The sequence below is a fragment of the Paenibacillus diazotrophicus genome (assembly GCF_042610465.1).
Genome location: NZ_JBGJZN010000003.1, coordinates 69782 through 91115, shown reverse-complemented (window position 1 = coordinate 91115; position 21334 = coordinate 69782). Strand labels below are relative to the sequence as shown.

At 42.1% G+C, this 21334-nt stretch carries 21 protein-coding genes; 2 read left to right on the top strand and 19 right to left on the bottom strand.

Annotation, left to right across the window (positions count from 1 at the left end; genetic code table 11):
• Positions 1 to 209 precede the first annotated feature (209 nt).
• Entirely contained in the window at positions 210 to 875 is a 666-nt protein-coding gene (locus ACAN54_RS14615; protein ID WP_379156150.1) for a hypothetical protein, read from the top strand.
• A gap of 92 nt (positions 876 to 967) precedes the next feature.
• Here the strand turns inward: ACAN54_RS14615 and ACAN54_RS14610 are convergent, their stop codons facing one another.
• From ACAN54_RS14610 to ACAN54_RS14540, 15 genes are all read right to left on the bottom strand, one after another.
• Positions 968 to 1996, bottom strand: a complete 1029-nt coding sequence (locus ACAN54_RS14610; RefSeq protein ID WP_379156147.1) for a hypothetical protein — start codon at positions 1994 to 1996, stop codon at positions 968 to 970.
• A 235-nt stretch (positions 1997 to 2231) separates the two neighbouring features.
• Positions 2232 to 3893, bottom strand: coding sequence for a recombinase family protein (locus tag ACAN54_RS14605; protein ID WP_379156144.1), 1662 nt, complete (start codon positions 3891 to 3893; stop codon positions 2232 to 2234).
• Positions 3894 to 3939: 46 nt separating this feature from the next.
• A complete protein-coding gene (locus tag ACAN54_RS14600) occupies positions 3940 to 5514 on the bottom strand; it encodes a recombinase family protein (RefSeq protein ID WP_379156141.1) in 1575 nt (524 codons plus the stop codon).
• 18 nt (positions 5515 to 5532) lie between these two features.
• Entirely contained in the window at positions 5533 to 5754 is a 222-nt protein-coding gene (locus ACAN54_RS14595; protein WP_094869774.1) for a hypothetical protein, read from the bottom strand.
• 166 nt (positions 5755 to 5920) lie between these two features.
• Complete coding sequence (locus ACAN54_RS14590; protein WP_379156137.1) at positions 5921 to 6241, bottom strand: DUF960 family protein; 321 nt, start codon at positions 6239 to 6241, stop codon at positions 5921 to 5923.
• Positions 6242 to 6709 (bottom strand): JAB domain-containing protein, encoded by a 468-nt coding sequence (locus ACAN54_RS14585; RefSeq protein WP_375104397.1) that lies wholly within the window; start codon positions 6707 to 6709, stop codon positions 6242 to 6244.
• Positions 6706 to 7122, bottom strand: coding sequence for a hypothetical protein (locus ACAN54_RS14580; RefSeq protein ID WP_379156133.1), 417 nt, complete (start codon positions 7120 to 7122; stop codon positions 6706 to 6708). The genes ACAN54_RS14585 and ACAN54_RS14580 overlap by 4 nt, the downstream gene beginning before the upstream one ends.
• Before the next feature lie 97 nt (positions 7123 to 7219).
• A complete protein-coding gene (locus ACAN54_RS14575) occupies positions 7220 to 7582 on the bottom strand; it encodes a hypothetical protein (protein WP_379156130.1) in 363 nt (120 codons plus the stop codon).
• 4 nt (positions 7583 to 7586) lie between these two features.
• Positions 7587 to 8168: a hypothetical protein gene (locus ACAN54_RS14570; RefSeq protein ID WP_379156127.1), complete on the bottom strand. Its 582-nt coding sequence runs from the start codon at positions 8166 to 8168 to the stop codon at positions 7587 to 7589.
• Positions 8169 to 8448: 280 nt separating this feature from the next.
• Entirely contained in the window at positions 8449 to 9840 is a 1392-nt protein-coding gene (locus tag ACAN54_RS14565) for a DNA primase family protein (protein ID WP_379156124.1), read from the bottom strand.
• Positions 9841 to 10028: 188 nt separating this feature from the next.
• Positions 10029 to 10610, bottom strand: a complete 582-nt coding sequence (locus tag ACAN54_RS14560; protein ID WP_379156121.1) for a hypothetical protein — start codon at positions 10608 to 10610, stop codon at positions 10029 to 10031.
• Positions 10611 to 10622: 12 nt separating this feature from the next.
• Positions 10623 to 11072, bottom strand: coding sequence for a hypothetical protein (locus ACAN54_RS14555; protein WP_379156118.1), 450 nt, complete (start codon positions 11070 to 11072; stop codon positions 10623 to 10625).
• 201 nt (positions 11073 to 11273) lie between these two features.
• Positions 11274 to 12647, bottom strand: a complete 1374-nt coding sequence (locus ACAN54_RS14550) for a hypothetical protein (protein WP_379156115.1) — start codon at positions 12645 to 12647, stop codon at positions 11274 to 11276.
• Positions 12648 to 12982: 335 nt separating this feature from the next.
• Positions 12983 to 13513 (bottom strand): hypothetical protein, encoded by a 531-nt coding sequence (locus tag ACAN54_RS14545; protein ID WP_379156111.1) that lies wholly within the window; start codon positions 13511 to 13513, stop codon positions 12983 to 12985.
• A 22-nt stretch (positions 13514 to 13535) separates the two neighbouring features.
• Positions 13536 to 14933, bottom strand: a complete 1398-nt coding sequence (locus tag ACAN54_RS14540; RefSeq protein ID WP_379156108.1) for a stalk domain-containing protein — start codon at positions 14931 to 14933, stop codon at positions 13536 to 13538.
• A 229-nt stretch (positions 14934 to 15162) separates the two neighbouring features.
• On the opposite strand from ACAN54_RS14540, the gene ACAN54_RS14535 reads away from it, so the two are divergent.
• Positions 15163 to 15495, top strand: coding sequence for a helix-turn-helix domain-containing protein (locus ACAN54_RS14535; protein ID WP_379156105.1), 333 nt, complete (start codon positions 15163 to 15165; stop codon positions 15493 to 15495).
• Between the two features lie 10 nt (positions 15496 to 15505).
• On the opposite strand, the gene ACAN54_RS14530 is transcribed toward ACAN54_RS14535, so the two are convergent.
• From ACAN54_RS14530 to ACAN54_RS14515, 4 genes are all read right to left on the bottom strand, one after another.
• Positions 15506 to 15760 (bottom strand): hypothetical protein, encoded by a 255-nt coding sequence (locus ACAN54_RS14530; protein ID WP_379156102.1) that lies wholly within the window; start codon positions 15758 to 15760, stop codon positions 15506 to 15508.
• Positions 15760 to 16143 carry a hypothetical protein gene (locus ACAN54_RS14525; protein WP_379156099.1) on the bottom strand — a complete coding sequence of 128 codons (384 nt, stop codon included), beginning with the start codon at positions 16141 to 16143 and terminating at the stop codon, positions 15760 to 15762. The genes ACAN54_RS14530 and ACAN54_RS14525 overlap by 1 nt, the downstream gene beginning before the upstream one ends.
• Positions 16144 to 16546: 403 nt before the next feature.
• On the bottom strand, positions 16547 to 17842 hold the full coding sequence (locus ACAN54_RS14520; protein ID WP_379156096.1) for an IS110 family RNA-guided transposase: 1296 nt from the start codon (positions 17840 to 17842) through the stop codon (positions 16547 to 16549).
• Positions 17843 to 18149: 307 nt separating this feature from the next.
• Entirely contained in the window at positions 18150 to 21332 is a 3183-nt protein-coding gene (locus ACAN54_RS14515) for a type I restriction endonuclease subunit R (protein ID WP_379156093.1), read from the bottom strand.
• Positions 21333 to 21334: the final 2 nt, after the last annotated feature.

Sequence of the window (21334 nt, the reverse complement as noted above, 5' to 3'; positions counted from 1 at the left end):
GGGAAGGAAATATCTGTTACCTCGTCGAATGTAATTCAATCATACAAAACTTGCGAGGTGTCAAAATGCCTTCTTACATATGCCCAACGTGTAAAGAAATAAACGAGGAACATAGGAACTACTGTAAAGCTTGTGGAAACTGGTTGCTCAGTACGAATTACCCTGCTGTCGCCACTAAAGAAAAGGCAACTTCAATTCCAAAATGGTTCATGATAGTTCTAACTTCACTTTCCGGATTGTTCTTTCTTATTGCTCTTATAACCCTTACGGCAACGAAATCGATTGGTAACGGATTTTATAGTGTTATGATTTTCTTTGGGCTGAGTGGACTCATTACAGTTTTTGTTTGTTTTTTCATCGCTCTCTTTATCAAACATGTACGCAGATTAAAAAAACAGTTTTTCCTTTCAACGTTGGCCTTTATAGTCCTGCTAATATTCGGCGCATCAATGTTCAGTAATACCCAGTCCCAGCCTTCATCCTTGGCATCAGTTGCAAAAGTAGACTCCATTCCAACACTAGCAGAATATAAAGCACATTCAACCCAGCCAAATCCCAGAGATTTGGCCAGGTCAGCGGATGATTCCTATAAGGGTATGCAGGTTCAACTTAAAGGAACAATAGTTCAAGTAATTGGTAAGGAAGAGAATCAGCTTAGAGTCAATCTAAATGAGGATTTGGAACTTGGAACTTTTAAAGAGCCAATAACTATTTTTGTTACTCGTAAAGACGACTCAGGTAAGCTCCTTAATGGAGATGAAGTTGAGATTTTCGGTACTGTTCTGGGTTATCAAAGCTACAAAGCTTGGACCGGAGTGGAACAAACTATACCCTCCGTTGAATCCCATTATATTAATTTGATAGAGAAAAAATAGTCTCTCTGTGCCAATAAAGACTGCCTGCGTGTTCTGTCGCTACTGACGCTTTTTTAGGATGTAATATGGCTCGGAGCTACCGGCTGCCTCCATCAACCCGTTTTCACGTATTTCGGATTGATACTGACCTTCTCATCAAGGTATTTCTTCCAGCACGTATTATCCCTGGATGGATCGTTAGCCTGCTCTGTGAAGTACAGACCCAAGTTTCCATTCTCAAACGTGAAGTAATCTCTTCCCCTCTGATTTCCGAACAGAGCAACCAGCGCGTAATTGTAGCTGGAGCTAACCGCAATTCCTGTCTTTTGCATCGGTATTCTTTTCTGGATCTCTTCTATTGTATAGGTGACCCCATCGCCAATTCCATCTGCATCGAGTGATTGGAGTAGTAGAGCAAAGAGCAGATCTGCATTGGATCGTAAAGTGATTTTCCCTATGTCGAAGGTCTCTGATGAGAATGAGTTCCAGTCATGCTTTTTAGAAATTGCTGGAGCCACTTTAGAACGGGACACTGGAATACCCTTCACCTTATGCTTCCCAAACATCATGAGGAATTTATCCAGCTCACGCTTATTTCCCTTAGCCTCTTTAACCGCTGGAAGCAGGGATCGTAAGAATGTTGAAAAATCCGTAATGTCCTCATGGCTTACAGGCTTCCTCTTCCACACCCAATCCGGCCTTACAGTGGACATCAAATAGTTCATTGCCCGAAAATTATGCTGATCTATTAGCTCCACTTTCTTTGAGCATATTAGGTTTGATAAGAATGCTATTGTAATGAAGGATTGATGTCCTGCCAGTTTCTCTTCCCAGAAAGCAAAAATGTCGTCAAGCTCCAGCTTGCCTGCTTCAGCAAACTCAGACCAATACTTTTGTAACTTGGCAATAATGACTTTATGGGCGGGGACGTAATTTGGCTTCCCCCAATGTCCGTACTTCCATTCGAAAGCTCGACTTATTTCATCAGGTCCAACATTCTTAGGGTCAGAAAAGCTTTCCTTCCATTTCAGGTAAGGCTCTTCTGGATATTTCAATACCTCATACTTGGATGTATATTCTACAAAATGCTCTGAAATAGTCTTGGCTATCGTCTCGATTTCCTTCTTCGTCAATTGAGGCATTTACCATCCCTCCATATTCTCTTAGATTCAGTTTCCCACAAGCCTTTTGGAATGTCATCCGCTATGTCCTCTGAACACCCCCTACCGCTCACAGCATTGCATCCGCTACCCGCCCCCCTCTTTTGACCTGCATTTAGTGTCAGTGTTGTAAGAAGTGACCGTAGCAGCCTAAAAGGAAATTTTGAACCAACTGACGCAATTCTAGGCAGACAGTGGATTGCGGTCACCCGAACTGTCAAATTGCAATAGAAATGCTTCGACCCTGGATCTCTCGCTTCATCTGGACAGCAAAAGACCCTTCTGCATGATTCGTAGAAGGGTCAGCGCTTAAAAAATGGTGTATCGTATTCTCATCGAAGTGCATATCGATTTGGTCGATGGTTTTTGAATCCTTGATTGTAATTTGCTTGATGACCAAATGCATTAAGGTCTTTCGTTGGTCAAAGGATGACGAGTCCAGTAGCTTATCGAACTTGTTCAGAAGAGCGCGGACAACTTCGTAGGAGACGGGCTCCGCATGGTCGTCTTTCATTTCAGCAGCCAGCTCCGCCTTTTTGACATGTAGTCGTTCCAGTACTTCACCAATGTCATCAAGCCGCTTGGAGAACATCGTCTTATCTAAGCCGTTCATTTCATACATGTCAAAATACTTTCGCCGCTTCACCTCCAGCTCTGTTATCTTAACCAGAAGGTGCTCAAGTTCCTGCTGTAGGGGTTTGACACGCTTCGTTTTCCTCTCATTGATGTTTTTTACAATCGCCTTGAGTATTTGAGGCTTTGCTAATACTTCTTTAAGCCGTTCAATTACATAATTCTCTGCCTCCAGCTTCCGAATGCTGTTGGCGCTGCATACCTTGCTCCCCTTGTTACGGAAGTTGCTGCAAGAGTAGTATAGACGCATGACCTTACTGCCATCCTTCTTACGATTCTGAGTCCGATTAGCTACCATCGGCGCTCCGCACTTCGGACAACGGATAAGCCAGGTTAACAGGAACTCGCCATCGAACCGCTTCAGCGAGACCACTGATTTTTTCTTGCGTAAATACTGTACTTTGTTCCATAACTCTTCCGAAATAATAGCAGGATGAATTCCATCAAAAGTCTCCAGTGTGGTGTTAAGGCCCTTACGCCTTTTCTCACTCCAGTTTTCATACCTTCCATAACGTATCCTTCCAACAAAGAATGGATTGTCCAGAATCTCCTTCACACCGCTGATGGAGAAGGCTCCACCAGATCGAGTAACATAACCTTCATGGTTGAGTTCGTTCGCAATCGACTTAAATCCTCGTCCGGTAGCGAATCGTTCAAAAATCTTGAGAATAATGACTTCTTCCTCAGGAACAATCTCTACTTTTGATTCCCGACTCCGAACGCCATTCACGATGTCCTCTACACTTTGATACCCTAGCGGTAGCTTACCATTGTGCTTCCCTGTCCTAGCACGTTGTTTGTGACCCATCTTAACATTGTCAACTATGGTATCCCGTTCAAGCTGTCCTACAGCCCCCATGATATGCAACATGAATTTTCCGTGTGACGTTGAGGTATCGAACTGTTCAGTCATGGACATAAACGCGACGTTATTTTTATTCAGTATATTGACGATTTGTGAAAGATGCTCAGCATTTCTCGCCAATCTATTAAACTTCCACACCAAGACAGTATCAAATAAATTATTTTTAGCATCCTGAAGCATCTGCTGCAGCTCGAAGCGGTTATCCATGCTCTTACCACTGATACCTCTATCAACGTACTCGCGGTAGATTTCATAGTTATAGAGCTTAGAGTAGTCTGTCAGCGTTTTGAGTTGTGCATCGATGGAATAACCATGCTCCGCTTGCTCTTCCGTGCTTACACGAACGTATATAGCAACACGACGTATCTTATCCGCGATCATTAACATGAGAATGCTCGCTCTAGTTCCAGCACGACTCGGCCTTGATTTAAACGGATTGGCTGTTGGTTTTGCATTGAAATTCCTCCATGTTATTTGTGAATAGTATATGATTTAACGACGCACTGCCATGTACGACAGCTTTTGATATATCCTTGTCAGGGGGGAGCGTGATTTTATCAAATAAGCTCTTAAACAGCTTTTTTTGCTGTTCATGCGGGGAGGTTTGGATCATCGCCCACACATTCTTCAATACGGTAAGAATCTTATTGCTATCTACCAATTGCATCTGTTGATTGGCAAGTTTTTCTTCAACACCTCGCAGGGACTCCTGCTTAACAGCTTTCTTTTCTTCAAGTTCCTTAAGCCGCACCACTAGAGTTTCCTGAGGAATATGCTCCTCTTCAAATAACTCAAAGCATCTCTGCTGCCGCTGATCAAATGCAGCCAACTCCTTAATCAGACCTCTCTTTTCATCCTCAAGAGGTTTACGGCGTAGATCCCGCTTATCGTTCACCGTCGCGATGATTTGATTCAGTAAAGGAGGTTTAGTCACAAGCTCCTGAATTTGTTGAGAGAACCAACAATCCATATCATCTGCACGAATCGCGTTTAAGCTGCATGCAACGGAGCCCTTACTCCTATAGAGTGAGCATACATAGTAGTAGTTCTTCCGAATCGTCCCGTTTTTGTTATAGCTCTTCGTGTGTGCTGCAACCATGCTGCACCCGCACTCAGGACATTTGAGCAATCCTGACAATGGAAAATGCCGTTTGATCCTCTTCGATGGCGGGTTCGATCGACTGCGTAGCTTGGCTTGGACTTGTTCCCATAATTCCAAAGTAATGATTGCTTCTTGTTCGCCCTTTATCAGTTGTACCTCAATACCTGTATGACGCTGGCTTGTACCAATGCGTATTTTTCCTATGTAGTTAGGATTATTCAGGATGCCTCTCACCCCTGCGATTCCAAAAGCCAGACCTTTCTTGGTCAAATAGCCTGCAGCATTTAGTCGATTGGTGATTGCCTTGTACCCTAATCCATCTGCATACATGGTAAAAATAGTTCGGACTAGCTCAGCCTCAGGTTCCACAACTTCAAGCTGTTGCTGTCCAGGTTCAGGATTCTTATGCCACCGGTAACCGAGCACCATATTCCCGCTATTCCAGCACCCCTGCCGATTGCGCTCTTGCACAGCTAAACGGACATTGTCACAAATCTGTTCCCGTTCTAACTCAGCAATAGCACTCAGCACCTGTACAACAAAGCTGCCCATCGTCGTATCGGTATTAATATCTTCTGTCACGCTCTTTATTCCGACATTGCTCTTATTAAGAATTTTCACCATATGCAGCAAGTCACTATGGTTGCGTGAAAGCCGATTTAGCTTCCAGACTAAGACGTTTTGAAAACATCCCTGCTGTGCATCCACAAGTAACTGCTGCAAAAGGGGTCTGCCCTGAATCGACTTTGCTGATTTTCCTGCATCTATATATGCTTTATATAGAGTTAGATTGTGCCGTCTGCAGAATGCCTTAAGCATATCCATCTGACCATCTATGCTGTAACCATCCACCTGCTCATCTGTGGAGACCCGAATGTAGAGGGCTACTGTTGATACCATTAGGTTGACCTCCTATTCTCAGGCGACCATTTGGTAGTCTGCTGTCCCAAGAAGTTGTGAGGTCAGTTCATGGTTAGCGAGTTCTTCCATTTCCAGCAATTCAACTGGCTCCAGCCAGAGCATAACTTCTGCACGGTATGATGCCCTTTTCTCTTGCATGGAAATGTAGTTGATAACCATATCCGAGAGCAAATCAATAGCGGATTCAAATTCGTACTGTACATTAAAGCCGTCTCTCATAGCAGCTCCCCCTTTGAAGTATGTCATCGAAACAAGAGCCTACCGCCTTTATAAGCAGACTTGTTTACTCTATTTATGATTTCTGCTGCTTTTAATGATTTCGATTGTTATTTGAAGCGCTACGATAATGAGATTAATAACCCTTGGATTCATCTGTCCCACCCTCTCAATATTCTGATGGCAAGAGCATCGTCACGTACTCGCCGCTATCAATTATCCACACGATAATTCCATGCAGCGGCGTATTAACACCCGGATAACTATTGGATTTAATACGCTTCGGTTGCTCTTGAGAATGGAAGATCTTTTGAACCATATGACTTCCCTCGTTCTCAGTAGTCAAATCAAATACTTGAAGGTAGTCCATCTGTACGTTGCTTTGGATTTGTTCATCTAGTAACACCCATAGAAGCAGTTGCAGTTCAGGGTTGAGCTCATTATTTACGCCTCGCGTTACGTAACGCTGGGAATCAAATATATAAGACATCTACATCAATCCCCTTTCCTTCATGCTTGTAAATTGAATGCCTTCTCCAAGAATAAGATGGTCGAGTAGATCGATGCCAAGCAGGCAGCCGCTATCCCTCAGTCGCTCTGTTATCTCAATGTCCTCAGGGCTGGGATCTGGCTGGCCTGACGGATGATTATGGCATGCAATAATGGAAGCAGAGTTGGCAAGAATCGCAAGCTTGAACGTCTCCCTGGGATGGACAATAGAGGCATTCAGCGACCCGTAAGATACTTGATGCATAGCGGTAGGCTCATTTTTTGTATTGAGGCAAAGGATACAGAATGATTCCCGATCACAATCACCGATGAATTGGCGGAACAAGTCAACCGCATCTTGAGGTGAGCGAATCACACGATTGGGATAGAGCAGCGATGTTTTTTCACGTACCATTCTTAGAGAAATAACCTCAATACGCTTAGCTGGTTTAGGCTTAGAGTTAATCATTCGAAGTCCTCCTTAGCCAGGCATCCAGATTGCTCCGCAAACCACTGTTCCAATTCTGGCCTTAAAGCGCCCCTGAGCGCGTATATCAGCAGAAAGCACTCGTTGTCGGGCATCAGGCAGGCTCGGTACATACAAACTCCATCGGGCAGTTCTACCAGTTCCACGTACTCTGGAGTCGAATTCAGTAGGTCCAGACCGTGGGAACCATCAAATAGACTCTCGTTGCCTTCTTTAGATTCCAATACGGCCATACTGTACCCGTGAGTCTTCATTGAGTACGGCTGTTCTTCATCATAATGGAGCGCAGATTGCAATGATTCATATTCGGTTCTTAGGTATCCTTTCACAGCAGCAGGAAACTGGTCGCTTTCGAGCAGTTTGCCAATATGTTCGTGACTCGTAATGGTATGCATTGAACTCATCTCCTATAGAAGTTTTCCTGAAAGAATCAGGATTCTATAGGAATAATATAAGTTTATAACTTCTTTATTTACGATCATTATGATTCAATCACATTGGAAGAACTTCATCGACATAGCACCAATTTTGACCTGAGGCTAATTCTTTATGCTGAATTCTGATGTAACAATCCTTATCTATCAAAAGATCGCTATCAAAATGATCCGGCACATAGCCTAGTAATGAGTGAAGTACAGCGGCTAGTCGGCAGTTTTCGCGGTAAGGAAGAAAATATCTCTCCCTTACCGTTCGAAGGTACTGACCAACTGCTGCCTGATAAATGATAACCAACTGATCGCATAGATTAGACCCAACCCTCACTGCACGATCAACATAGACGGTATCAATAACCGCTTGATATATACCTTCGGAGATGTAGCTACCATTGTTTTGATTCCGCTGCAATCGAACCATATCTTTACTCCTCACTACCTTCCGATTCTTCATCTTCGAAAAGATATCCGGCATCAGAAGATGGCGAGTTCTTTATACCCGACCTTTTGGCAAGAACTGCTGCTATCGCAGCTGCAGGGGAGGGTTTCATTCTTTTCATTGTTTTTGTAGTAGGTGGAATTACTGGAGGTAAGGTCACTGTTGATGCATTATGACTTGGAGATACTACTTCCGTGTCATAACTGGGAGGCAGAACCGCCTTAACGCCATTCCAAGGTTTTCCATCAGAGAGTTGTCTCCGTTCGATTTCAACTCGGCATTCCAGACCAACGAGAATGTCAGTGTCGAATTCTTCAGGCACCTCTTCCAGAAAGACATCAAACACACTATGCAGCTTACTTCCTTCGGAATATTCAGCATCGTATCGTTCACTGACTGTTTGCTGGATACCGTTACAATCAATATCAAACGAGATTTTTAGCTTATCCCTAGGTCCATTCATGGTTTGGACGTTGTTAAGCAAGGATGTGCTTTTTACCATACCGTTATATATTCCCTCTGCTATCGTTACAGTTGCAGGTGTTTGAGCTTTTTTAACAATTGGCATTGAAGTTATCCTCTTTTCGGTTTGAGTGTAAAAAAAGTGTGGATCAAGCAATGAAAAAATAAAGATTTCGTTGCCATAGATGAAAAGGTGTAAAAGTGTAGAGTGAACTGGAATCTATCGCATTGCGTTTTTATTGAAATAAGTAAAAAAACGAATTTGGTTATCCGATGCACTACACTTTTACACTTTTCCTTGTGGAGCAAGGGTTTTTCATTCCGCTGCTTACCACTTAATCAACACTTACAGTACAAAATACTAAAGAAATCGTAATGATGTACAGCTACTTCCATTTCAAGCCCTTGAAGCGGTAGTTACCATTAAACTGCTTCTCTTCGTGTGGTAATCCCAATTCTGCAAGTACTGTTTTAAACAGCGGCCAAAACATTTGAGCAGACATTCTCAATAGCTCCTCTTCGCCGTTGTCCAAACACCAAGCTTTCAGTGTTTTGCGTATTTCACTTCGAAACAGCCCTTCTTTATTTGAGCCAGAATCGATAAACTCTGTTATGAAAACTTGTAATGGGTTCTGCTCTTGCTTATAGCGTCGTAAAAGAGCCCTTGACCTTTCAGAGTCAGTAAAGATAAAGTTATTTTCCCTTAATCGCTCTAAACCATCGAGGGCCCAGTTAAGAATGCCTGGTAGCTCAGCTTCTAGTTTTTCAATTAATCCCAAATCCTGCTTATCATCAGGAATTTCGAGATCAAAAGGAATTAGTTGTAATCTTCGGTACAGCCCATGTGAATGATCCGTATTCCGAGGTAGGGCATTTACTGAAAATAAAAATTTACAGATCGGCGTAAAGCTGTATGGCATTTCAAATTTGCGCTCTACGATAACATCATCACCAGCTACAAGCTGCTTGAACTTCTCACTTTGAAGTCCCCGCTGGCCAACTTCATTTTCAGATGCAATATTTACAGCTTTACCCACAAGATCGGCGATTCGGAAGCGGTCACCGAAATCGTTCAGCGTAAGGTTTGAAACGTTCCGCTGCCCTGCCAATTGGGTAATTATCTTTGTCAAAACGCCCTTTCCATTAGATCCGCCACCAACGAAAAAGAATGCTTTTTGAATTCGAGTCTCTGATGACAGAATATATCCGACAACTTCTTGCAGAAGAGCGATTAAGTCCTCATCATGCAGCATAATCTCGGCAATGAATTGATTAAACAGCTCTGCTTCTTCCTCAGGGGCATACTCTAAATCTAACTGTACGGTAGAGTAGTATTCAGGCGAATGAGGTATCAGCTCACCCGTTAGCATATTTAGCATCCCATTCTTTACATTAATAAGATGCTTGAATGAATCTAAAGAGTCCACTTGAGGTGTCTCAAGTTTGAGCACCTGCATGTATTCTCGGCTAAAATTGGTTTGGTATATATTTCCTTTAGCCTCATGAATAATTTGCCGAGTAATCCGGAGCAAATCATTTTCACTAGCTTCCTGATATTTCCCTATTCTCCGGAAAATATAATAGGCACCTTTATTGCGTACAAGCTTTACTCGCGATAGGAAATAAGCGGTGAACACGTTAGCATTAAAGCGAATTTTCCCATTAGCGTCATAATGAAAGCCACGCTCTTCAAGCCTACTTACTTCATCCCCTTCTAAGGGATTTATACCTAATGGAACGGTGCAATCTTCTAGCGTAATTTGAGATGTTTGATTCATGAAGTTTGATCTCACCTCCTTTCATTGGAGAAGAGATTACCTATCGGTACAACTGTTGTAGCTGCAAATAGCATCATAATGAAAGTGGCAACAATGTACCGACACTATTTGCAGCAATTTTCAGTGAAGAATAGATCTGAGAAAGAATCACCCAACCCATTCTTTTTGTACTTATTGAAAAATTAAATTCAAAAAGCAGGAATGCAGTTCTTTACGCGCCAAACAGTTAACAACGGTTCGTTATTCTCGGTTAGGAAACGTACAGAATACCATGTGCCTATATTAATATTTGATCGAATAAATCTTTCATTTGTTCGATATAATGCCTTGGAAATGGCTCTGTTAACCTCCAGTTCCATAACCAGAAGAAGACTTTCTAATTCGGTCAACTCATCTTTGACATACCAGTGTTTTGCGGTAGCCTTTATTGCTGAATCAGCCGCCAAGCGCACTCGATTGACTTTAGCTAAGTCACCTACAATTAGCTCAGGAATCTTGAATTTCACTCTGTAAAGCCCACAGATTCCATCTGGCTCTGTATCTATTCCTTCAACTTGAATCATAGAAGTCTCTGCAAATCGGGAGGGAGGGAACTGGTTTACGTCCTCCACGTAGCTTTCTAAGAAATGGTCCTTGTACCTTAGTAACCTCCGTTCCTTTTTCTCAAATATCTGGAGTTCCTTTGTGAGCTTGTCTAAATTGGTGCATTCGTTAACTACTTCCTTGGTTAATTCAAAAGTGGTAATGACGGTAACATTCATTTTGTGCATAGTTAAACCCTCCTAGTTATTGTAGTTTTGCATCGATAAAGGCTGTCTGACTTCAATATCGAAATCAATCATATAGTCTGAAATGCCAATTTGTTTCATGATCTTCACGATTGCAGGACCTCGATGATTGACGATTTCAAGAATATCTTTTATTTCAAAAACAATTGATCCTTCACCACGATAAGATGTAAAACGTAACTTATCATCGCTTTCTACATGTTCAAAAACTTCAAGGCTGTCATGTACCACACGTTTCATAGCAGCCTTATGCCCTTCTGTTTTCCCTGCTACATCGAGAGTGATTTGAAAATCCGCCATACAAAAAATGCTGTTAGCCTTAACCGTTCTAACGCCAAGCGACATAACACCAAGCCGATCAACAAGTTTCTTATTAATCTCTCGAAGTGCTACTTTGATACCCTTCTCACGAACGAGAATGTGTATGGACTTGCAGCCATCCAAGTTCTGTTCCTGTCGGCTTTGGTTGTTTTTATTTTTGATTTTGTCCTCGATGGTTTGGTTCCTCCTTTAATATTGGTGTGTTATTTGCTTGCTACCTAAATATAAGTTAGACAGGCTACTATCTCATTTTCCACCCATCATTCATTTAAAAGTTGGGGGCAAAAAAAATAAGGGCACAGTGAATGTGCCCTTAAAAAATACTTATTTATCTTTTCGTAGTTTAAAACTTGGTGCCATGATCAATTGACCTATGAAGGAACTACTTGCTTCTTTATATTGATGGGCATAAATTCCAACTTCATCGCAAAACTTCAGGTATTCGTTTTGGATTTCCTGTTCAAAGCTTGCCGCGTCCTTGATACTCGTATTACCGCTCTCTAGATTTGCAAGCTCTTCCTCACAATTGTTAATCACATCTTCAAGATACGCCTTGCGCCTCTCTATATAACCTCTTTTAGCTGCTTCAATTTGCTCTTCGCTGAAATTGTTAACTTCATTCTGGACACTTTGAATCGTAGCTCTAGCAGTCCGTTCAATATAACTGCAACTCTCAATTTTTAATTTCATCAAATCGATTTGGCCCATTTGGGTTTCGTTCAATAAAGATGTCTTTTCTAAAAACTGTTCGTATGCAAAGCGAAAGTTCTTTATCTCCTCAATAGTCTTTTTGTTTCGTTTTTTGCTTTCCTGATTTTGTAGGGATAGACTCTCAACTAATTCCAAGATATTCTGCTTCTCTTCCTTCTTTTTAATTTGAAGTTTAAGGCGCGACCGCTTTTCCTCAGCTGATAATTTGCCCTCGGGTTGGGGCATTTTATCGTTTGTAAGATAGCGTCGTAATATGTGAACAAGCAGAGAGTCAATTTGTGACTGTCTTGCTTCTACCCTTTTGTACTCTTCTTCTTGAAGCCATTGAGCTCTTAATGCTTCATTTTCCTCTTTGAAATCTGGATTTTTGCAATTGTCATCGCCGATCATTCGAGTTAATAGCTCTTGGTTATTATCATGATATCCCGAACGAGCAAGGTCCAGGGAATAATTATGCTTAAAAGCATTGTATGTCCACTCATCTAACTGCTGATAAATTTGAATCATAATATCTGCTCGCTCCTGCTTCGTGATGAGCTCGATCGCTGCAATAGATTCAGCAATCTTATTGGACAAATGATTGGCCGCATACGATTCCTTTAACGCATTTTGATACAAGGGGTGAGACATTATTTCATATTTTAAATGGTTTGGCATTTTTTCGATTTCATTGAAAAGACTTGTGTAGTAAGAGCCTATATCCTCCACATTAATATTATTAATTTGACGGTTTTCTCGAAAAAAGGGGTGTTCTGGGAGAGACTTCAATATTGCTCGGAAAAGAGGATACCACTCCCAACTAAACTCATACTCACTCAACTGATCTTCAGGGTCCTTTTTAAACATGTTATAATCCTGGTCTTCAAAACCATACACCTCACAGAATCGTTTGAATCTATTATCGAAGGATGAACTACCCCATCCCAAATCACTCAACAGTTCCTTTAAATCTGCATTTCCATAATGCTCTTTATTTCCACGACTCATGGGGCATCCTCCCAGTATGTTTTAATCAGTTCTTTAATAGCAGATGACTACTCAGCTTATTACAACAATAATAACACATACATTTATTGCGCTTACTTGTATTGAAATACTATGTAAGACTCTTCAGCATCTTCCTATAATCGATTAGAAGTTTATTTAACTTTTCTATAGGTTATGGATTCTTTAAACATTTGCATAAAGGGAATGGATTCTTATCCAAACGAGATACTTATTTCTTAAATTGAATTTGTTTCTATAAACTATATGTATTTTTTATCCATGTAATAAAGAAATATCCCTGAGTCTCAAAGGACTTAGGGATATTAGAATTGAGTTTAAGTTATTTTCTTAACCAATTTTAGTTTAACTTTTGGCTGTAATTCACCTTGTTCACTGGTTATTTGAATATCGGTATCGATATCGTAATTCTTGAATAATGCAACAACTAGAATAACGGCTAGGGCAATAATAGCGGTTATGACAACAGACTCCGTTATGCCGACAGCCGCTAAGGCTCCGGCCGACACTACTGCGGGAGTCTTCTCCAGCACAGCCAGTTTATGCTTGGCCTTGTAGGCTGAGCTGACATGTTTAGCTAGCTCTCCTACAACGATGATGGTACCGTATCTCTTGCTTATGGCATCCTCCAGCTCAGCCTTAGTGCTGATTGTGGCTTGCCGATCTGAGAACGTCTGTGCTTGCCGGAATCGCTTGTTGTCTAGTTTCTCTGCTCTTCTCACCGCTGCTTCCGCTTTTGTCGTGTCTATCTTGTTTCTCAGCATGTCAAAAAAAAGAATTGCCAAGTGATACGCCTCCATTCTACTACCTATTATTAAATGATTCCCCATGTCCTTTAGAAGCAACATGGGGATTATGATTAAAGGTTCGTTACTTCGTAGCAGCTTCCAGAAGCGTCAGGATGTCAGCATATCCATTATCCCTTGCCGTACTTAGAGCAAAGTCATTTGGGACTGCACCTGCTTGAAGCAGCAGCTTCACGGTTGAAGCTTTCCCGCTGTATGCTGCGGAGCTTAGCGGTGACGTAAAGGAATAGCCTAGGTTCGGGTCGGCTCCCAGGGACAGCAGATAAGTGACGATTTCGTCGTTGCCTTTAAGTGCTGCTGCCATCAGCGGAGTCCGATTGTCGGGTAGAGCGTTAGCATCGACATGGTTTGTTCCGACTAGACGCTGTACTTCGCTAAGCACTCCGTCCTCAGCCGCCTGCACGAGACCCATCTCGCCTGTGTAGCTCTTCACTGTTCCTTTATTCAGACGCGCCTGTGCCTCATCGTCAAACTCGATGGTCTCACCTTTGCCGCGTTCTGCCTGCAACTGATACTCTTCTAAAGCAGTAAAGATATTACCGGCTACGAAAACTGTTACGGGAGCGTCGTACTGGTTGCCTTGACGATTGATCACACTGATTTGAGACTTGCCTGCAGAAATTCCCACCATTTCGATAACATCTTCTTTCGCCAGCTTCTTAGAACCGGCGTAGAAAATCTGGAAGAACAGGCCACCGCTTTCACTCTCTCCATAGGCCATAGTGGTGGTTTGCCCACTTTTAGCAGTCAGTTCCTGGACATCAAAAATTCGGATTCGATTAACCTCAGCAATTGTAGAGCTGTACTGAGCTGGATTCTTTGACATATTAGCTGAACTTACCTGTTTAGCTTTGTCGTAGAGAGAGAACTTGTCCCGATTAGTCGCGAAGAACGCGTCACTGTTACTCTCTAGAATCTTATAGGTAGCGTCTGGCATCTTGACACCTGTCGACGTTTCGCTCTTTATCGCATCCCTCATGACAGTGGCATAGCCTTTATACACCCCGCTATCCGCTTTCGGAAGCTGCGATTTGTCAGTTGAAATGAGGACGGAACGAGAAGTGCTATCCCATTCGACCTTCTCACCAAGGGCTTCACCGATGAAGCGTAGCGGCACCATTGTACTGCCATTTATGATTTGTGGAGCAGCGTCCAATGCCACTTTGGTTTCCCCGATCCAAGCGCCTTTCCAACCAATCTGCAAGCGGATGACCTTGTCACCTTTTGTAGCGTCGATGATTTGCTGCTTGGCATCCCACTTGACCGTTGCGCCTAATGCCTCGAAAATAGCTCGCATGGGAACCAACGTTGATCCGTCCTTGATGATTGCCGATTGTTCGAAGGTTTGTAGTTTTCCTTTCAGATACACGTCGATTGCGCTGTCTGCAAGGGCGGTTCCAGCTTGTGTGAGTAACAAGGTAGCGACGGTAAGAGTGGTGATGATTCGGTTTTTCATTTGCATTGATAGATTCCCCCGTTAGGTCTGATAAAGTAGTATAAAATAATATAAAACATGATTCGGTAATACTTTAAAATATAGTTAGGACATTTTACCCACACTAAAAGATGTAATTTGTATCCTTTTCATTATCTATAGATGTTATATTTTAGTCAACTAACATTTGTAGTGTGTTAAGTCTAATAAGCCCTTCAGGTAAGCTTTTCTTGAGGTGGTATTTGTGTCTGATGTGGTGAAGAGAGTAGGAGATAGGATACGTCGGCTGCGTAAGGATAAAGGTTTATCCCAAGAGCAGTTAGCCGAGTTATCCGGTTTACATACGAATTATGTGGGTCAGGTGGAGCGCGGGGAGAAGAATCTAACGATCGAGACATTGCAGAAGGTTGTTGGTGGGTTAGGTGTGTCGTTAGAAGAGTTCTTTCGATACCTTGATCCGATGGATCGTAAGGATGCTTTGAGCCGGGTTGTAGAGATGCTGTTGGAGCGCTCTGTAGAAGATCAGACGATGGCGTTAAGCCTACTGAAGTCAGTCTTTGAATGGGAGCAGAAGAAGTATAATCTGTAGCGAGTGAAGTTCAGGAGGGTTTACAGTCTAAGCATCGGGCTGTGAGCCTTTTTTCTATTCGAACAAGTAGCAGTTCACGTTCCAACTTGACTTGGATTTCGTGCATGGCGACAACCACTTCATGGACGGTCAGGAGATGAATCGGACCATCCTTTTTGAAGAGCATCTGTAGCACAGCTTCTATGGTTTCTGAGCAGGTCTCGATGCGGTTAACCAGCATATCCTCACTCTCTACGAGTGATTCGTAATTCGTACTTTTCTGCATTAGATTTCACCCCCTTCCATTTGTGCTGCTTCATGTGCTTCCGTAGAAACATAGAACGGTACATTTAATTGAGAGACCCAGCCTAGCGCTAGTTCAATTGGGCTCCCCTCAATTATTGGAGGACAATCTGCCCACTCTTCCTCTCGGGTAAATTGAACTTCGGTCGGGGTCAATAAGACATACATATCGGTTCCGTCAAAGTATGGGTTAATGGATTGATCTTCTTCGTAGGTTAAGGCTACCCTTAATTTGATGATGGTAGGTTGAGAATGCTCTACTCTTTCCTGTTCCAGTGCAGCTACTGCTAAAAAGTGAATAGTACCCTCAGGATCATATGATGCTTTGAGAAAATCCAAAATCATTTGTTGCTGTTGCTTGTCCATAGTTATCCTCCCACTATAAATTAATAAATGCTCTTGTTTACTCACTCGTTCTTAGATTTTCAGCCATTGACAGCTTGAGAACTGGAGAAGTCATGAAAGGATTACATTATTTTCTGGTGGAGCCGGTGGCGGGAATAGAGATTGTAGGGAGTTATCCCCAAACCCACGGATCTTTTCTATGATCGCACATTGGATATCCACATCCTATTCTTGAGGGCTTACCCTCCCATGTCACACCGGGTCGTTGCCCTTAAATTCCTTCGTTCTGCCTCTCAAAAAGTGGACGCCGTTTCTTGCTCCTTTACCGGGTCGTTGCCCTTATGGAATTGAATCCTACGGCTGCTCCGTGCTTCCTTTGTCTTTGGTTATTCTAGCCTCATGAGAAACGTCAACTTGGTTTTTCTTAAGCGACCAACTGGATCTGAGCCTGACGTACCGGCCCTAACACGTCGTTTGCATTGTATGGAATGTGCTTGGTGCCCAGCGTATGCAGGACACGAATGAGCTTCCCGCACAGTGCCACAAGGGATTGCTTTTTCTTCAGTGGATTCTGGCTGCGTGTCGTGAAGTACTGGTGCAGTGCCTTGAACTCCGCGTTCTTGGCCACCATGGGCATGACCACACGGAACAGCAGGGCCCTTAAGCGTGCACGTCCACGTTTGGTGATACCCGTTTTGCCTTTTTTCTTTCCAGAACTATTCTCTTTGAGGTTTAGTCCCGCCAGCCGAATAATCTGCTGCCCATGCTCGTAACCGCTCAGATCCCCGACTTCCGCTAGAAACCCTGCCAAGGTGACCACAGCCACGCCCGGCACGGTGAGCATCTCTTTCGTTCCTGGAATTTGCGCGAGTAGACCTTCGACCTCGCTCAGAATCTCTTCAAGTTGTCTGGTGAACATATCGTACTGCTCCAGAAGCGTTTTGATCTCTATTTTAGCTGCGGGGAGCCCTTCGGTCAGACCGATGGAACGTGTCGCGGTTTCCATGAGATGCTGGGCTCGTTTCGTGCCTACAGCTCGTTTCACATCTTTCTTCCATCGCTTAACGATGCCTTCTGTACCGAGTGCGATGATCTCACCTGGCGTCGGAAACTCGCCTAGCGTAATGAGCGAGGCTTTGCCTTCCCAGTCCTTGAATACCTGGGCGTATTCCGGGAAAAAGCGATCCTGCCAGTTCTGAACCCGCCTCTGCACCTGTCCGAGATTCACCATGATCTTCTCTCGAAGATTCATGAGAATTCGCAGATCTGCATAGATACTCGTCGGCAGTTTAGGTTCGCTATACTTTCCGTTTCGCACCAAGTCTGCGATGACTTTTGCATCTTTATAGTCATTTTTCGTGGGTGAGTTATCTTCCAGTTCTTTGCTCTTGTGCACATGATGCGGATTAACAATGACCAGCGGGATGCCTTGCTGTCCCAAATACTCGGCCAGATTAAACCAGTAGTGTCCGGTGGGCTCAATGCCAAAGAGGACGTCGCTCTTGGCATACTCCCGCTGAAGCTCCTTCATCCACTGAACCAGTTGCTCGAGTCCGGTACGGGTATTAGAGAACACACAATCCTTTCCGAGTTCAATCCCCCGATAGTCGATGGCGCGAGCCACATGGGTTTCTTTGGCGATGTCTGCACCTACAACAAGGGTCTTGTCGGAAATCCGGGTAATCCGTTGATTCTGTTTCTTCGATTGTTTATACTTCATGTTGAGTGCCTCCTGTGCTGGAATTGTTCTTTGGCGGAACGTTTCCCAGTATACAGCTGGCGCTTTTTTCATTCAAACCTCAAATTAATTCATTACAGGAATGGCTCCATTTAGTAATTAGTTCTTAAAGAATGAGATACAAAACACCCCTATTCTCCGTTTAGAATAGGGGTGTTCGTTTTGACATAAGACTTTATTGTAGATGGTATTTCTGTTTTTGTTGGACTTTATTTACCTCCATTATAAATTTTATTGTTTCTATATTCATAATATCTAAATGAAAAATAGCTCAAAACGTTATTCTCGTCTAGCTTGCCATCCATCCAAAACCTGTGATTGCCTGGTCTATGATATGCTCATATATAATGTTGCTCTTTAATGTAAAGACATCTCTTTCGTAGCTGTCTGGTAAAAAGCTATTTAACACTCTTATTATCTCGCTCTTAACCTTTTCTTTTGGCTGAGGGTCATTATGCCAGCCGACTACAAAAAGCTCTGCCTTCTTTTGTATCAGGGTTTCATATAGCATTTTTGCCGCAAGCTTAACTTTCTTTTCCTCCGTTGCAGTTAACTTTTCTTTACATAGCAAGTCAAATATTTCGAGTTCTTCTTCGGTTAATTCTTCCTTTATATGCCGTTCCTCTTCTGCCCTTAAGCTTTCCATAAACTCTAATAGCTTTTCAAAGAAATCATCATTCGTTGAGCCACCAGCATTATAATTATCAATGATGTTCTGGAATATTTCAGCGAAGTTACTTCTTGTAATATTTTTCTTTAACATATGCTCAAGCTTTTTCGAGATGTAATCCCTTAGATTTGCAATTTCAATATTCTTATATTTAATCTTTTTAAATTGCCCTCTTAACTCGTCTATATTTAGCTTAGAAAGGTCAATCTCTTTAGATGTCTTTGCTATTTCATAAACAGCTGCTTGTTCTGCAACAACACTTTGGTCCAGCAGTGCATCGATTCTCTTACGTGCTTCTTCCAGTTTCTCAGGCCTTATTTTACCCTCAATAATTCCTCTTAAGTAGAGGATAGCTTCTTTCAGTGGATTGTTCCAATCCATCTTAAATATGTCGGGACGGAGGGACTCATATAATAATTCTACTGTATTGGAATATACTTTGAATTCATTTTTCCATTCATCATTTTGTAAAATAGTGTCTGCAAAGCAATCAAATAAGTCCAGCTTTTTGAAGGTATCATTTGTAGTAACTAATTCATTAATGTCTATTCCTAGGGCATCACAAAATATAGTGGTATTCTCAATGGCTTGGTTTAAAAGATCCACTAGCTTTTCAATATCTTTAACAGGCATGTCTTCTTCTTCTGATGTACCATAGTCCGCAAGAGCTCGCTTCATATATTTAAATACATCCAAATAATCAACAATAAAACCGTTATCCTTCCCTGGGAACACACGGTTTGCTCTTGCGATCGCTTGCATTAGAGTGTGCCCTTTCATCGGTTTGTCCAAATACATGGTAGATACACTAGGGGCATCAAAGCCGGTTAGCCACATAGAGCAGATAAATACAAGTTGGAACGGATGATTCTCATTCTTAAAATGATCTTCAATATCAAAGCCGTTCTCATCAACATCATTCATAACATCTCTATGTTTTTGAATAGATAGACCTTGAGCTGCAAATTTTTCTTCTTCTTTGTCTTCTTCACTAATAATAACTGCCATTTTTACAATTCGCATATAATCAACAATCCGTTTTAATTCAAGACGCTTTACCTCGTCTTTTTCTTTTGTAATTTCTTTATTGAGCTGTTTGATTTCTTCTTTCCAGTAGTAAGTTACTTTGTCGTACATTCTAACAGCTGTAAATTTATCGACGCAGATAACCATTCCCTTACCAAGAAAGCCCCGTCGTGGGAAATGGTACACAATATCTTTAGCGATAATTTCAAGTCTGTCATCACGCTTAATAACTTCGAGCTCTCTTGCATAGTGGTTCTCCAAACGCTTTTGTTCTTCATCCGTTAAATTGTCCTGTTCTAAGATTTCCGAGAAATCGGAATCCAGGAAATCATTGCTCAGTTCAACTGTTGGAACACGTTTCGTGTAATACAGCGGTACAGTTGCACCATCTTCAATCGATTGAGCAAAATTGTATTCGCTGACATAATCACCAAACCAGGAATTCGTTAAGCGCTTGCTTCCAAGTAACGGTGTTCCTGTAAATGCTATAAACTGTGCATTAGGCAGACCATTTCGCATATTCTCCGCAAGGTCTTTGTACTGCGTTCTGTGGGCCTCATCCACCATAACAATAATATCTTTTCGTTCAGATAATACAGGATATTGTTTGCCTTTATCGTATCTAAACTTATGAATTAGTGTAAACAAAATCGTCTTGTTTGTAGTGAGTTGTTCACGCAATTTAGTACTGTTGGCAGGACGAACATCTTCATCTTTCGCTATAAAATTCGTTCTTAAGAAGTTCTTATATATTTGGTCATCTAAGTCTTGACGGTCAGTAACGATCAAAAACGTAAAGTTCCCTTCGCACTTATGCTTTATCTTGCGTGCGAACATAACCATCGAATAGCTTTTACCGCTACCCTGTGTATGCCAGAACACACCAAGCTTACCCTTTAAGCTTTCACGATTGATGAAGGCATCAAACGCACTGTTAATGCCCAAGAACTGATGGTTCTTAGCTATTATTTTCGTTCGTTTACGATTAAACAGTATAAAGTTTTCTATGTAATCAATGAGTGTTTCTTTTTTTAATAATCCGTTGATCAAATACTCAAGACTAATGCCCTTCTCCTTAATCTGATCTCTGTCTGGCTTTTCTTTTTCACTGTCTACCTTTAACCATTCAAAAAAATGTTCATATCCTGCTTTAAAGCTGCCCACACGAGTCTCCATACCATTAGATAGCACACAAATCTGATTGTAGTTGAATAGGTAGGGAATATCCTTCAGATAGTCGGTCAAGTTCTTATCGTAAGCGTTCTTCACTAATATATTGGAGTTTTTAAGTTCAATAAACACAAGCGGCAAGCCATTGATAAAAATGATTAAGTCAGGCCGCCGCCAATGAACTTCACCTTTGATCCACATTTGTGAGACAACGGTGAAGTTATTATTTAGCGGTACTTTGTAATCAATGATGTTGAGGATATTGCTCTCTTGCTTGCCGTTCACTTCATATTGGACAGTGATGCCCGTTCTAAGCATTTGATAGTTTGCACAATTAATAGACATTAAATCAGTAGTAAAGGGGGTAACCTGCAGTGTACCAGCAACCGATCTGATCGTCTCCACAGGGATCGTAGGATTAATTTCACACAACGTACTAAAGAGTATATTCGGAAGTACAACCTGCTTCTTATTCTCTCTGCCAGAACCATCAGGTAAGGTCTCCCTTTCAGGTGTATAGCAATTCATTGTGTCGTATCCGTAAGATTCGACCAGCATTTTAATCGATGCCTGCTCAATCATATCCTCTGTAATAATGCGTGGCATAT

Excerpts from the sequence above, each read along its gene's own strand:
- ACAN54_RS14610 (WP_379156147.1), bottom strand. The coding sequence starts at position 1,996 with ATGCCTCAATTGACGAAGAAGGAAATCGAGACGATAGCCAAGACTATT.
- ACAN54_RS14575 (WP_379156130.1), bottom strand. The coding sequence starts at position 7,582 with ATGGTTCGATTGCAGCGGAATCAAAACAATGGTAGCTACATCTCCGAA.
- ACAN54_RS14585 (WP_375104397.1), bottom strand. The coding sequence starts at position 6,709 with ATGATTAACTCTAAGCCTAAACCAGCTAAGCGTATTGAGGTTATTTCT.
- ACAN54_RS14545 (WP_379156111.1), bottom strand. The coding sequence starts at position 13,513 with ATGTTGCTTCTAAAGGACATGGGGAATCATTTAATAATAGGTAGTAGA.
- ACAN54_RS14565 (WP_379156124.1), bottom strand. The coding sequence starts at position 9,840 with ATGAATCAAACATCTCAAATTACGCTAGAAGATTGCACCGTTCCATTA.
- ACAN54_RS14600 (WP_379156141.1), bottom strand. The coding sequence starts at position 5,514 with ATGGTATCAACAGTAGCCCTCTACATTCGGGTCTCCACAGATGAGCAG.
- ACAN54_RS14570 (WP_379156127.1), bottom strand. The coding sequence starts at position 8,168 with ATGCCAATTGTTAAAAAAGCTCAAACACCTGCAACTGTAACGATAGCA.
- ACAN54_RS14560 (WP_379156121.1), bottom strand. The coding sequence starts at position 10,610 with ATGCACAAAATGAATGTTACCGTCATTACCACTTTTGAATTAACCAAG.
- ACAN54_RS14595 (WP_094869774.1), bottom strand. The coding sequence starts at position 5,754 with ATGAGAGACGGCTTTAATGTACAGTACGAATTTGAATCCGCTATTGAT.
- ACAN54_RS14580 (WP_379156133.1), bottom strand. The coding sequence starts at position 7,122 with ATGCATACCATTACGAGTCACGAACATATTGGCAAACTGCTCGAAAGC.
- ACAN54_RS14615 (WP_379156150.1), top strand. The coding sequence starts at position 210 with ATGATAGTTCTAACTTCACTTTCCGGATTGTTCTTTCTTATTGCTCTT.
- ACAN54_RS14605 (WP_379156144.1), bottom strand. The coding sequence starts at position 3,893 with ATGATCGCGGATAAGATACGTCGTGTTGCTATATACGTTCGTGTAAGC.
- ACAN54_RS14540 (WP_379156108.1), bottom strand. The coding sequence starts at position 14,933 with ATGCAAATGAAAAACCGAATCATCACCACTCTTACCGTCGCTACCTTG.
- ACAN54_RS14550 (WP_379156115.1), bottom strand. The coding sequence starts at position 12,647 with ATGAGTCGTGGAAATAAAGAGCATTATGGAAATGCAGATTTAAAGGAA.
- ACAN54_RS14515 (WP_379156093.1), bottom strand. The coding sequence starts at position 21,332 with ATGCCACGCATTATTACAGAGGATATGATTGAGCAGGCATCGATTAAA.
- ACAN54_RS14530 (WP_379156102.1), bottom strand. The coding sequence starts at position 15,760 with ATGCAGAAAAGTACGAATTACGAATCACTCGTAGAGAGTGAGGATATG.
- ACAN54_RS14520 (WP_379156096.1), bottom strand. The coding sequence starts at position 17,842 with ATGAAGTATAAACAATCGAAGAAACAGAATCAACGGATTACCCGGATT.
- ACAN54_RS14525 (WP_379156099.1), bottom strand. The coding sequence starts at position 16,143 with ATGGACAAGCAACAGCAACAAATGATTTTGGATTTTCTCAAAGCATCA.
- ACAN54_RS14590 (WP_379156137.1), bottom strand. The coding sequence starts at position 6,241 with ATGTCTTATATATTTGATTCCCAGCGTTACGTAACGCGAGGCGTAAAT.